Annotated in this window: 11 protein-coding genes and 1 riboswitch; of the genes, 1 reads left to right on the top strand and 10 read right to left on the bottom strand. The window is 58.8% G+C overall.

What is annotated here, in order from left to right:
- Both ribD and AB1772_09590 read right to left on the bottom strand, forming a co-directional pair.
- The coding region (gene ribD / locus AB1772_09595; GenBank protein MEW5796602.1) for a bifunctional diaminohydroxyphosphoribosylaminopyrimidine deaminase/5-amino-6-(5-phosphoribosylamino)uracil reductase RibD at positions 1 to 733 on the bottom strand (733 nt) is incomplete at its 3' end.
- A gap of 86 nt (positions 734 to 819) precedes the next feature.
- Positions 820 to 944: riboswitch (FMN riboswitch) on the bottom strand.
- Positions 945 to 1,046: 102 nt separating this feature from the next.
- Entirely contained in the window at positions 1,047 to 2,960 is a 1,914-nt protein-coding gene (locus AB1772_09590; protein MEW5796601.1) for a hypothetical protein, read from the bottom strand.
- Positions 2,961 to 3,242: 282 nt separating this feature from the next.
- On the opposite strand from AB1772_09590, the gene AB1772_09585 reads away from it, so the two are divergent.
- On the top strand, positions 3,243 to 3,554 hold the full coding sequence (locus AB1772_09585) for a hypothetical protein (protein ID MEW5796600.1): 312 nt from the start codon (positions 3,243 to 3,245) through the stop codon (positions 3,552 to 3,554).
- Between the two features lie 210 nt (positions 3,555 to 3,764).
- Here AB1772_09585 and rnhC read toward each other — a convergent pair whose 3' ends face one another.
- Genes rnhC through dnaK form a run of 8 tightly spaced genes read right to left on the bottom strand, consistent with a single transcriptional unit; the run spans position 3,765 to position 12,491 of the window.
- Positions 3,765 to 4,442 carry a ribonuclease HIII gene (rnhC, locus tag AB1772_09580; GenBank protein ID MEW5796599.1) on the bottom strand — a complete coding sequence of 226 codons (678 nt, stop codon included), beginning with the start codon at positions 4,440 to 4,442 and terminating at the stop codon, positions 3,765 to 3,767.
- Positions 4,443 to 4,445: 3 nt separating this feature from the next.
- The gene (gene efp, locus AB1772_09575) at positions 4,446 to 5,006 is read right to left on the bottom strand and encodes an elongation factor P (protein ID MEW5796598.1); all 561 of its coding nucleotides are present in this window, start codon (positions 5,004 to 5,006) and stop codon (positions 4,446 to 4,448) included.
- A 59-nt stretch (positions 5,007 to 5,065) separates the two neighbouring features.
- On the bottom strand, positions 5,066 to 6,910 hold the full coding sequence (locus tag AB1772_09570) for an ATP-binding protein (GenBank protein MEW5796597.1): 1,845 nt from the start codon (positions 6,908 to 6,910) through the stop codon (positions 5,066 to 5,068).
- A gap of 45 nt (positions 6,911 to 6,955) precedes the next feature.
- Positions 6,956 to 7,738 (bottom strand): prepilin peptidase, encoded by a 783-nt coding sequence (locus tag AB1772_09565; GenBank protein ID MEW5796596.1) that lies wholly within the window; start codon positions 7,736 to 7,738, stop codon positions 6,956 to 6,958.
- Between the two features lie 27 nt (positions 7,739 to 7,765).
- Positions 7,766 to 8,512, bottom strand: coding sequence for an RsmE family RNA methyltransferase (locus tag AB1772_09560; protein MEW5796595.1), 747 nt, complete (start codon positions 8,510 to 8,512; stop codon positions 7,766 to 7,768).
- Positions 8,513 to 8,515: 3 nt separating this feature from the next.
- Positions 8,516 to 9,391: a 50S ribosomal protein L11 methyltransferase gene (locus AB1772_09555; protein ID MEW5796594.1), complete on the bottom strand. Its 876-nt coding sequence runs from the start codon at positions 9,389 to 9,391 to the stop codon at positions 8,516 to 8,518.
- Between the two features lie 3 nt (positions 9,392 to 9,394).
- Positions 9,395 to 10,555, bottom strand: a complete 1,161-nt coding sequence (gene dnaJ, locus AB1772_09550; protein ID MEW5796593.1) for a molecular chaperone DnaJ — start codon at positions 10,553 to 10,555, stop codon at positions 9,395 to 9,397.
- A 7-nt stretch (positions 10,556 to 10,562) separates the two neighbouring features.
- Positions 10,563 to 12,491, bottom strand: a complete 1,929-nt coding sequence (dnaK, locus tag AB1772_09545; protein ID MEW5796592.1) for a molecular chaperone DnaK — start codon at positions 12,489 to 12,491, stop codon at positions 10,563 to 10,565.
- Positions 12,492 to 12,507: the final 16 nt, after the last annotated feature.

The raw sequence follows: 12,507 nt of genomic DNA, 5'->3' as shown, positions 1-12,507 counted from the left end.
GGCGAATAGTTTTCGCGGGCGCCGCCAGAACAGTTCTCAAGTCCTCATTGCTTGCGAAAATCCGCCTCGACTTCGGCACAGGATCGCGGCCGCCGACTATCAAGCGATAAGGATTCTTCCCCTTTACAAGCCGCACCGTTAGCGCCGGGTTGTCGGCTCTGACTGTACCCATGCCGACCATTACCGCGTCGTTTTCTGCGCGCAACCTGTGGGCGAGTTTGAGCGAGGCGGGACTGGAAATCCACTGCGAGTCGCCAGTCGCAGTGGCAATTCGGCCATCGATAGTCTGTGCCATCTTGAGGGTGACAAACGGACGGCCGTTTCGATGAAACGCAAAATAGGCCTCGTTGAGCTTCTCTGCTTCGCGCCGGAGCAGGCCGCGTTCAACTGCTATCCCCGCCTTGCGGAGCTTCTTGTGGCCCTTGCCGCTCACGAGTGGGTTGGGATCTACCGAGGAATAGATTACCCGGGCCACTCCCGCCCGGATGAGCGCATTGGCGCACGGTCCGGTACAGCCGACATGCGCGCATGGTTCGAGTGTCACATATACTGTCGCGCCCTTAGCCCGCGTTCCCGCCTTTTTCAACGCGACCACTTCGGCGTGGTCGAGACCGGCGCGGTGATGATACCCCTCGGCAACTATGCGGCCGTTCTTAACGATTACCGCGCCGACCATGGGATTGGGCGATGTCCAACCGCGCGCTTTCGCGGCCAGGTCGAGCGCTCGCTGCATGAAGTCTCGGTCAGTACGGTCGGTCACAAAAAAACCCCGGACATAGTTCGGGGGTGATGGACAGAATACGGCAGACGCCCACCTGTCATATTCTTCTACCATCCGGACTGTTGCCGTCGGCACCTGACTTCCACAAGTTCTGCCCCGCGCTGGCGGGGCTCGCGGGCTTTCACCGCCGGTCGAGGAATTCCACCTCGCCCCGAAGAATATCTACCGCCTAATATACACGTGAATCTGGAATAGGCAATCGAATTCGTGGGCTTAGGTAGTGGCGTTTGCCGCTAACCTATTGCGACACAATGCAGTGCCCGATCTATACGAGAGACAAAGAATGTCTGGACGACGGCTTTCCCGCTCGCCGTGTTCCCGTATGAGTCACCGCGAATGCAGCTTCAGGCAGAATCTGCGAATCCGCAGCCGTGGTTAGCCTGTGCGCAAGCATCGACGCCACCGCCTGCGCGAAGAGCATCGGGCCTGAGTTGGCGGTGAGATTTCCAGCGATCGCCTCACCGCCGAGCGTAACAGTTCCGGTGCTCTTGCCACCCGCGACTATCGGTACTATCGCCACCCAGCGAAGCCCCTCTGAGAAAATCTGTCTCGCCTCGGTGGCGCTTAGCGCATCACTTTCCGCGCGGGAGGTGAGCACCAGGGACTGTAGTGTATCCAGCGCCTGACGATGTCGCGGCATCAGCGACAACACCATCTTGCCGTCAGGGGGTACTTGAAACTCAGTCGATAGTGACGATACGACTGCTTGCGATTCCAAGAACGCTCCGCTCTCATCGAGCGTAGAGATACGCACGAAATCGGCGCCGGTCTGTTCCGCAACAGCGGATGCCGCTACGCGCACGACCTCCTCCGGAACGTTGCTCTCGCCGATCAATTGCGCTACCCAACTGACAGTCTCGAGGCGCGATCTATCCGCCCGGGCGGCTGATTCCAGAATATCGGGCATCAAGGCAAGGAGAACGGCAGGCGATGCCTGTGTCACGAGCTTTGCCGTAGCGTGACTAAACGCCCCTCTCCGACGCGCCGCCAGCGTGAGCGTGGCCATCATGTCACGATGAATGCGCACAGGTATCGCAATCAAAGAACCTATCGAACCGCCGGTGATTATCTCCAATGGAGAGGGCTGCCTGTCCGGAGGAAGGTCCTGGAAAACGATGGGGTCCTCATCGGCGGCAGCAATGTGTGTCAGGGCCCCACTCGGCAGCGGCGGCAGGTTATGCTGAATCAGGAGCAGTCCGGCACTTCCAAGAGAGTAGCGAGTCCGGAGGCCATCTCCACGATAAGTGTGAGTTAAGGCGAAGCTATCAAACGAGCACTTCTGCACCAGGCCGCGGACCAGCGCCAGAACTCGCCGGCGCGAATCATCTTCCTTCGCAACCGCGCTCTGCAGGGACAGCAACCACTCGGCTTGTCCCTGGTCCGCCTGAACGGTCCGCGCGAGACGATCCGCAAGTATCTTTCGTGCGACAACGTCGGCAGCAAGCTGCAGAAGCAGACGATCATCGGCCCCGATATTCTCCGCCGAATCCCAGAACACGAACAACCCGACCGTCTCGTTCGCTACGCGGATCGGCACCGTAAGCGTCGGGTTGCCCAGCGATGCCGGCAGAAATCGTGTGAGACCAGGTGGCTGATCGCCCTTGCCGGGGTTGTCCGCTCCGAGCTCACTCATTGCGCAGATAGCCGACTGGAGTACACCCCTCGAAACTGGGAAATCGTCGGATACCGCAGCTACGGTCATCCGGCGCGTCCCTGTTTCGAACATGAAGACCGCTCCGTAGCCGACGGACAGATGTTCTTTCATGTGTCTGACGGCGCCGCAGAGCAGGGATTCGAGGCGATTGTCCACTCCCACCAGTTGCTCCACGCGCTGGAGCAATTCCAGGCGGTTGGCGCGTTCGAATATAAGGCGGCGGCTCTGCCGGGACAGCGGGAGCCATTCGGCTACCCCGTTCACCAGGAGCGTTCCGCCGGAAATCACCAGAATCCAGAACGCCAGTTCAAAGAAAATCTCCTCGGAGAAAAACGGCGCCCGAGCAAGCAGGCCGTTCTCATGGAACAAACGCGCGACCGCGGACAGGGAAAGAAGGACGAGCCCCGAGGACACATGGCGCCAACTCGAACGGCTCTCCCTCGCTATTAATTCCGCATACTTGCGAACCGCGATAAGCGCGGCCAGAAAGAAGGCTATGGCTATCCATGGAATAATGCTGTGCATATCGTCACCCCAGAGTCACGCCTCAAAACACGCTATAGTATTTTATCGGTTGTCTCAGGCGGCGGCTTTGCGTAAGACAGGGGGCGGCCAGCCATCAGTTGATGGATTCATCCCACAAGTAGAATCAACCACCGCTCGTTGGGCACTTTATGGTGTCGCCGTAACATATTATAACACAATATCTTACACCGGTCGCCGGCCTGGGCATAGCGATTGCCCCTGCGGCGAGAGCGAAGGACAGTCAGTTTTCAAATTCCGCCCAGGCGGATGGAGGACCGAACTATGTTCAGGAAGTTTCTGGGCTGCTCTCTGGCAGTCGCCGCGATGTTATGTTTGACCGGAGGCTGTTCCGACGATGTCACTCGGATCACCAGCCCATCGTCTCCCGACGAAACCGTTCAGGCGCTGAATACAGGCACGGACCTGTCGTTTGGTGAAAGTGGTAACAATGGTGGTTCGCAGGGCCTCACGTTCCCCGATGACGACGTGAGCGACAGCGAGGGAGTCCAGGGTGACTCACAGGAACCGTTAGTCCCGTCGACCGATAACGGCTGGTCATTCAAACCGATCGACAACGAGAAGAATCCGGTTTAGAAGATCAATCGCAGGGTGGTCTGGGCAATGGGGCACACGAGGAAGTGTGCCGCCCACCCAACATTTGAGTGGTTGGCGTACGTCCCCGTGCGCCGACTCTCCGATGTGTGCCGGTGGACGAGGACGTCCAGCAGCCACAGAACGGCAGGTCTGTCAGGCAGAGTCGCCCGACAGCGCGATGGATCGACGGCGGCCGTTCCACCGGCCTGCTCATCTCTTGGCGGAAAAGAGATCTGTCGCGCAAGCTCGTTTGAAGTTTTTGAAGTGCCTCTTGGCGACTCGAAGAAGGATCGCCGGTCCGTACCGCGCCACCAACTCGCGCCCGACCACGTCCACATGCGCCGATGCCCCCTTGGGCAGCGCTGCACCCAGTTCCTCGGACATCGCCTTAATCCGCCGGACAAACTCGGCCCGCGCCAAAATCGACGCCGCCGCAACTTGCGGCACCGACTCGCCGCGGATTATCTGTGTCACGGGCAATTCGCACCTGACTCTCGCGAGAGCCGATTCCAGACGTTCCGTCTTCCCGAACTTGTCTGAGATAGCTAAGTCGACCGTCTTGGAACGTGCTCTCGCGGACTTTATGGTCGCGGCGATCGTCTCGGCGTGGCAATCAGCCAGCATGATATTGAGATTCCGGACGGTCTCGTACCGACGGTTGTATTCGTCCGGCATAAGCACGGTGATATGATGAACGAAGGTCGACCGCAGCCGCTGATCCAGTTCGAGTATTCGTTTGTCGGTGAGCCGCTTGGAGTCACGCACGCCAATCTCGGCCAGCATGGGAAGATCAGAATCACCGGCGAGTAGCCCGGCGACTACCAGCGGTCCGAAAAAGTCGCCCTTCCCCGATTCGTCCACCCCGATCACGTTCCCCGTGACTGTCATCGCCTAATTGGACCGCTCGAGGTACTCGCCGCTGCGCGTATCTACTTTGACTTTGTCCCCCTCTTTGATAAACGGCGGCACTTTGACTTCCAGGCCGGTCTGCAGTTTGGCCGGCTTGGTAACGTTGCTGACAGTGTCGCCGCGCACCGAGGGCTCGGTATGGACAACTTCCAGAATCACCGATGCCGGCAGGTCGACGGAGATGGCCCGGTTATCAAGAAAGAGCATGGTGTACTCCTGGTTTTCCAGAAGATACCAGCGGGCGTCGCCGAGATCATCTATCGGGATCGACAGTTGTTCATAGGTGTTCGCATCCATAAACGAAAACTCGCCGGAGTTCTCGTAGAGATACTGCATTTTGCGGCGCTCGAGATCCGGCGGCTTGAAAGCCTCATCAGGGGAAAACACTTTTTCTACCACCGCCCCGGTGATAATGTGCTTCAGCTTGGTGCGGACATTGGCACCACCCCGCCCCATTTTGATGTGCAGGTAGCTGATGACATAGTAAGGCTCACCGTCAACCAAAATGGGCAGGCCTTTTCGAAAATCCGACGACGTATACATTCTTCCTCCAAAACTCCGGGCGTAAATATAGCAGGAAGGCGGAATCGCCCAAGCACTTTCTAAACCGGCGTGGTGACTTCCGTCGCGAGACGACGGCCCGCGACGACATTCAAAGGAAGGCAGATTCTGAAGGTAGTACCGTGGTCCGGTTCCGACGAGACCTCAATGGTTCCCGAATGCAGAGCGACAATCTTGGCCGCAAGCGGCAATCCCAGCCCGGTACCGGAGGGGCGAGACGAATAGAAAGGCGTGAAGACCTTATCAAGGGCATCGGGACGTATGCCGCAGCCGAAATCTCGGATTTCAATCATAGCCCGGTCACCGGATTCGCGCAGGGAAACCTCAACCAGGCCGGCGGTTTCACCATAGGCGTTGACGGCATTGTCCAACATGTTAGTGATCGCCTGTTTGAGGAGTATTGGATCGACCAGGGCGAACATGCCGGCGTTGAGCAATTCCCGGAACTCGACACCGTGAAGGTCCTGCCTGACCCGAACCGGCGCCAGACATTCTGCCACGAGAGCGGCCAGGTCAGTCGGCTCCGGCTTGAATTCAAACGGGCGGGCAAACGACAAAAAGCGGCTGATCAACTCATGGGCGGTCCGGGTCTCATCGAGAAGAGTATCGGCGGCATCGGTGACGAGGTCGTTTAGTTTCAGGCGTCTCTTAATCAGGGTGGCGTAGCCGCTAATAGCGCCCAGCGAGTTTCGTATCTGGTGGGCCAAACCACCGGCCATCTCGCCAAGCGCAGCGAGGCGTCGCTGGTCCTCGAGCTCCCGGCGCAGGCGGCTAAGCTCGCTCTGATCGCTGACCATCAGGAGCAGGCCGGTGAGTCCCTCGCCGGGGTTCCGTATGTCCACTATGGTGACGCCGAGAGTCTGACTCGTACTTCGACCGTCCGGTGCTAAGTACTCGTGATATCCTCGGAAGCGATCATCGGCCAGGGCGCGCTCAATGTCGTGCATCAGCGCCTCGAACCGCCCGAGCGTCTCGCCAAAAGAGTGACCCGCGCAATCATCTGACGGTAGATCTAATAACCTCTCTGCGGTTTCATTGACGGCCACGATCTTGCCCTGCGGATCGAGCGTGATGACCCCGAGCCGGCTGGTTTCGGTGAGCGATCGGTTGATAAGCTCGAGGATATCCGCCCGCCGCTGAATTTCTTCGTTGAGTCGCAGCAGCTCTTTCTGCGTGACGGTGAGCTCCCGGATGACTCGCTCGTACTCTTGTACCACCGCCTCGGTTTCGTCGAGATCGGCCGTCACGGCCCGCCCGGCCTGCTCAGCTTGTTCGCGTATGCGCCGAAACGGCCGAAACATGAAACGAGACAAGAGTACGTAGACTGCGGCGACCAGTACTACGGCCCCGATCAGGACCAACACCAGCGTGTCCCGCGAATCGTCAAGGTAGGCGAGATCGGGGCAGTCCATGGTCAGCATGAGCAGTCCGCCGCCGGCTGACCCGGGGATTGGATACAGGTAGTAGTATTCGCTGCCGTTGCCTCGCGTGATTTGCCCCAGCTCGGCCCGATACAGTTTTTCCGCCAGATCGGGATATAGGCCGGGCGGGTACTTGAGGGTGACCGCGCGGAACCAGTCCCGCTTGCCGGCTTTCGTGTCTTCGGCCGGCTTTACCGGCAGGAATGTCAGGTCGCTGAGATCTTGCCGATCACGAAGGGCGCCGACCTGCGTCTGATCCAGCGTTGCCGGATACCTGATCTCCATCTCGCGGCTGATCACCACCGCCGCCCGATGCAGCCGGGCCTGGGTGTCATCGCGCTGAGTCGATCGCGCCTGGTGCAACACGTAATTGGACACAAAATTCAGAAAGACCAGCAATGAGGCTATGGCCACAAAGCCGAGGTGGATCTCTGACTCGTACTTACTCCGGAACCGACGCGCCATAGTGTATTAATCGGCAGGGTCGGGGACGGTTTGAGACGCGGTCAGTCAGTTAAGATGGAGGAAATTATCGATATAAAAGGCAACTATCCGGTCGCCCCAGATGAGGGCCATAACCGCGGCTAGCGCAATAAACGGCCCGAACGGGACGATCCGGGTCCTGCGCAGTCGGGCGGAAAAGGCCATGATCAACAACGACACTACAAGGCCGATGACCGCCGAGCCAAGAAACACCAGCAGCACCTTTTGCCAGCCCAGAAACGCGCCCAGCATGGCGGCCAGTTTGATATCGCCGCCGCCCATCGACTCCTTCTTGAACAGCCAGTCGCCGAGAACGGCAATCAAGTACAGAGCACCACCCCCGACAACCAGTCCGATCAGTGACTGAACGATGGTCACTCCATCGGGGAAAAGTGACACGGCCAAACCGATCACCATACCCGGAAGCGTTACCAGATCAGGGATGATCTGGTGCTCCAGATCTATGAAGAAAACGACAATAAGCGCGGAGGCCAGGAACGCAAACACGGCGAATTCAACCGACCAGTTATAGTTATAGAAGAAATAGAGGTAGCCCAATCCGTTGAGCAGTTCAATTAGCGGATAGCGCCATGAAATCGGCTTGTGGCACGACGCGCACCTCCCGCGCAGAGCCAGGTAGCTGACCAGCGGGATGTTTTGGTACCACTTGATGACGGCGCCGCAATGCGGGCAGGCGGAACGCCCCTTCACGAACTGTTTTCGGCGAGGCAAGCGATAGACGAGAACATTCAGGAATGACCCTACCGCCAGGCCTAGTACGAAAACGAGAATCAATTCGAAATCTGGCATATACTCCGATTATCGACAACTCGGTGATTATCTGAATTCACCCAGCTGGGCCATAATCAGCGCCACAGCCACCGGTCCGGCAGTCTCGGTTCGAAGGATTCGCCTACCGAGGCCGACTTGGGCCAGTCCGGCCTGCTCCGCCAGAATGACTTCGTGTTCACTAAACCCCGACTCCGGTCCCACCAGGACGGTCAGTCGCTTGAGGTCTTTGGGCAGTTCCACCTGCTCGAGGGGCGTCGCGCGTTCTCCGGGATGGAACAGTATCCCGATATCCGACCGTTCAAACTGCTTGAGGAAGCTGCGGTACGGTGTAGGCGCGGCGATATCCGGTATATATGATCGCCGGCACTGCTTCATCGCCGCGGTGGCCACGTTGCGCCAGCGAGTCAGTTTCGATCTCTCTCTGCGCGCATCTTCTACCGCCACTTTTGATTTCTCCGTCAGGAGCGGTACGAAACGCGACACGCCCAGCTCGGTGCCTCTCTGAACCACCGAATCGAACTTGGTCCCGGCCGAGAGCCCGGCCGCCAGCGTCACTCGCACCAACGGCTCACCGAAATCACGAACTTCCGAGAGAACGCGGGCGGATACCGTGTTGCCCGAGGGCACCCCGAGTTCGGCGCGGCAGGCATGGCCCAGGCCATCGACTACAATCACCACTGCCCCGCGCTTCAAACGCATTACGCGTACAGCATGGCGGGCTTCGTCGGCAGGTAATACTATCAGATCACCATCGCGCTTATCCGGGGGGGCGTAGAACAGGGGCGGCTGCATACGTCACTTTCGCACGACCGTGTAAGTGAGCCACTCTTCATCGTGCAGAATGGTAAAATCGGATTGGTCCGCCGATCGAAGCGCGCCGCTTATCGCTGCCTCGTCTTTGTCCAGAAGTCCGGACAAAACGAGCAATCCCCCCACGGCAGTCAGTTTCAGCAGGCGATCGAGCATCGTGAGAATCGTGGTGCGGATGATATTCGCGCACACAAGATGATAAGGCTCATCGCGCGAACACTTTTCGATTGAGCCTATGACAATCTCATGGGGAGTTTTCACCCCGTTGATGTCGAAATTCTCACGGCAATTGGCAACCGCGGCCAGATCGTAGTCAACCGCTTTGATGTACAATGCCCCCATCTGGTCGGCTAGAAGCGACAAAATGCCTGAGCCGCACCCCATGTCGAGAAAGCGCCACCCCGGCTGAAATTGCTCACGAATGACTTGCAGGCAGCTTCGAGTCGTAGCATGGCTGCCGGTTCCGAAGGCCATCTTGGGCTCGATTACAATCTGATAGCGGTCCTGGGTGGGCGAAACCCAGGCAGGCCGAACGATCAGATCGGCGGCGATCCGGATGGGCTTTACACTCGCCCGGTACTGGTCCAGCCACTCTCCATGTATGACCCGACGAGATCTAATCGACGGCGCGGCCAATTCAATCCCACCCCGCTTCGCAAAGAATTGCGCGAGCAGTGACTGATGCCGAGTGTCTCTTTCCGGTACGTAGAAGATAACAGTCGTAGTCGCCGACCCTTCCTCGTCCTCCAGTACGATTCCGTTAGTGATGTTTTCAATTATGAAATCGCAGATGAGTTCAACCTGGCTCTGGGGCACATCCACTCTTACTTCGAGATACGCCTCGGGTGCCGGCAGGGCCATGGACTATACCCCTAGGGTCTCTCGCAGTTTTTCGATAAACGATTTGTCGCCCTCGGGAGGACGGAAGGTTTCCGACTGGCCCAGTTTTTCCAGCGTGCGCTTGTCCTCGGAGCTGAGACGCGTAGGAACCCAGACGATGACCTGGACCAGTTGATCGCCGCGTCCGCCGCGATGCAGATGTGGGATCCCTTTCCCGCGGAGGCGCAGAATCTTGCCCGACTGCGTACCGGCAGGTATAGTCAGCCGCTCTGATCCGGTGATTGTTTTCACCTCCATCTGGCCGCCGAGCGCGGCTGTGGTGAACGCAATTGGCAGTTCGAGCAGGATATCATCGCCGTGCCGCGAGAAGATCGGATGTTCCACCTCCTCGAAAATCGCAATGAGATCGCCGGCCTGGCCGCCATTCAACGCGGCATTGCCCATGCGGTCGATGGTCATATAATTGCCGCTGGAGACCCCGGCCGGCACGTTGATATTGACCTTGCTCGTGCCCTTGTGGCGTCCCTCGCCACCACAGGTCTTGCACGGTTGGGCGATCACCTGACCGGTCCCATGGCAGACGTTGCACGTCGTCACCTGCTGGATCGTGCCGAGGAAGGTCCGCGAGACTGTCCGCACCTGCCCGGCTCCTTTACACTGATAACAGGTCTGTTTGGACGAGCCCGCCGCCACGCCGGTGCCGTCGCAAGTCTCGCACGAGACCATCCGGTTGATCTTAATTGTCTTTTCCACTCCGGAAGCGATTTCCTCCAGCGTGAGCGGTATGCGCACACGAAGGTCTTCCCCGCGGTTACTGCGACGTCGCCCTCCGCCGCCCATGCCGAAAAACTCATCGAATATAGAGCCCGAACCGCCAAAATCACGCATGAACGCTCGGAGCGCGTCGCCAAGATCAAACGTCCCGAAGCCCTGGAAACCTCCGAATCCGCCCGCACCCTGGCCGACCCCGGCGTGGCCGTATTGGTCATAGAGCTGGCGCTTCTGCTGGTCTTTGAGAACCTCGTACGCCTCAGTCGCTTCCTTGAACTTCTCCTCGGCGGATTTGTCCCCCGGATTGCGATCCGGATGATACTTCATCGCCAGCTTGCGATAAGCCGATTTGATTCCGTCGGCGTCGGCGCCACGGTCCACACCCAGGACTTCGTAATAATCGCGTTTGGCCATTCAGCCTCTACTTCTTGTCCTCGTCGACCACCTCGAAATCAGCGTCAACCGCACCGTCCTTGCCCGCCGCCGACGGCTGCTCGCGACTGGTCTCGGACGCGCCCGGCTCGGCTCCGGCCTGCGCCCCGGTGGTCTGCTGGGCCTGCTTGTACATCTCCGCCGCCAGTTTGTGCGACGCCTGCTCCAGTTTCTCGCGGGCCGACTTGATGCGATCAACCGAGTCACCGCCGATTGCCGATTTCAATTCCTGTGCGGCAGCTTCTATCGTCTTCTTCTCGCTCTCGGGTACTTTGTCACCGTAGTCCTTGAGCATCTTCTCGGTCGCGTACAGGAACTGGTCGGCTTCGTTGCGCGCCTGGATAAGCTCGCCCTTCTTCTTGTCCTCCTCGGAATGCTTCTCGGCATCGTCAACCATCCGTTTAATCTCAGCCTCGCTCAATCCTGATGAGACCTCGATCTTGATCGACTGCTCCTTGCCGGTCGCCATGTCTTTGGCCGATACGTGAACAATGCCGTTGGCATCGATATCAAACGTCACTTCGATTTGCGGCATCCCTCGCGGCGCCGGCGGAATGCCCACCAGGTCGAACCGGCCGAGCGTGCGATTGTCGATCGCCATCTGGCGCTCACCTTGAAGCACGTGGATCGAGACCGCGGGCTGGTTGTCAGTGGCGGTGGAAAAAATCTGCGACTTTTTGGTCGGAATCGTCGTGTTGCGCTCTATCAGTTTAGTCATCACACCGCCAAGGGTCTCGATACCGAGCGAGAGCGGGGTAACGTCGAGCAGCACTACATCCTTGACATCGCCCGCCAGCACACCGGCCTGAATAGCAGCGCCCACCGCCACTACCTCGTCCGGATTGACACCCTTGTGAGGCTCCTTGCCGAACAACTGGCGCACCGTGTCGACTACTTTCGGCATACGGGTCATCCCGCCGACCATTACAACTTCGTCAATATCCGAGGCCGACAGTTTGGCATCGGCCAGCGCCGCTTTGCATGGCCCTATCGTTCGCTGCAACAGGTGATCTGTCAGTTGTTCCAGCCGGGCGCGGGTAAGCATCAGATCGAGATGTTTGGGGCCGCTCTGGTCGGCCGTGATAAACGGCAGGTTGATGTTGGTCTGCAGGCTCGAGGACAGCTCGATCTTGGCCTTCTCGGCAGCTTCTTTGAGGCGCTGCAAGGCCATGCGGTCTTTGCGCAGGTCGATACCCTGAGTCTTGCGGAACTCATCCGCCATCCAGTCAATAATCACCTGATCGAAATCATCGCCGCCGAGGTGCGTATCACCATTCGTGGATCGAACTTCAAAAACACCGTCTCCGATCTCAAGAATCGAAATATCGAACGTACCGCCGCCAAGATCGTACACGGCGATCTTCTCGTTGGTCTTCTTCTGCAGGCCGTACGCCAGGGATGCCGCTGTTGGCTCGTTGATAATACGTAGGACGTCGAGTCCGGCGATCCGCCCGGCGTCTTTGGTGGCCTGACGCTGCGAGTCGTTGAAATAGGCCGGCACCGTGATCACTGCCTGCTTCACCTCCTCGCCCAGATAGGTCTCAGCCGCTTTCTTGATGTACTGCAGAATCATGGCGGAAATTTCCGGAGGCGCCATCCGCGTTCCGCCCGCTTCCACGACCGCGTTACCCGCCGAGTCTTCAGTGACCCTGTACGGCACCAGCTTCTCCTCGGAGCCGACCTCGGAGTGACGCCGCCCCATGAAGCGCTTGATCGAAAAGACCGTGTTCTCCGGATTGGTGACTGCCTGGCGCTTCGCGGCCGCCCCGACCAGTCGCTCGCCGTCTTTGGTAAAGGCGACCACCGAGGGCGTGGTGCGCGAGCCTTCCAGATTGGGAATCACTACCGGATCTTTGCCCTCCAGGACCGCCACACAGGAGTTGGTGGTCCCCAGATCAATTCCGATTACCTTTCCCATACTTGATTCTCCTCTT

The sequence above is a fragment of the Candidatus Zixiibacteriota bacterium genome, from assembly GCA_040752815.1.
Lineage (GTDB): Bacteria > Zixibacteria > MSB-5A5 > GN15 > FEB-12 > JAGGTI01.
Note: the sequence above shows the minus strand (reverse complement) of the source record. Positions and strands in the feature narration are given on the sequence as shown.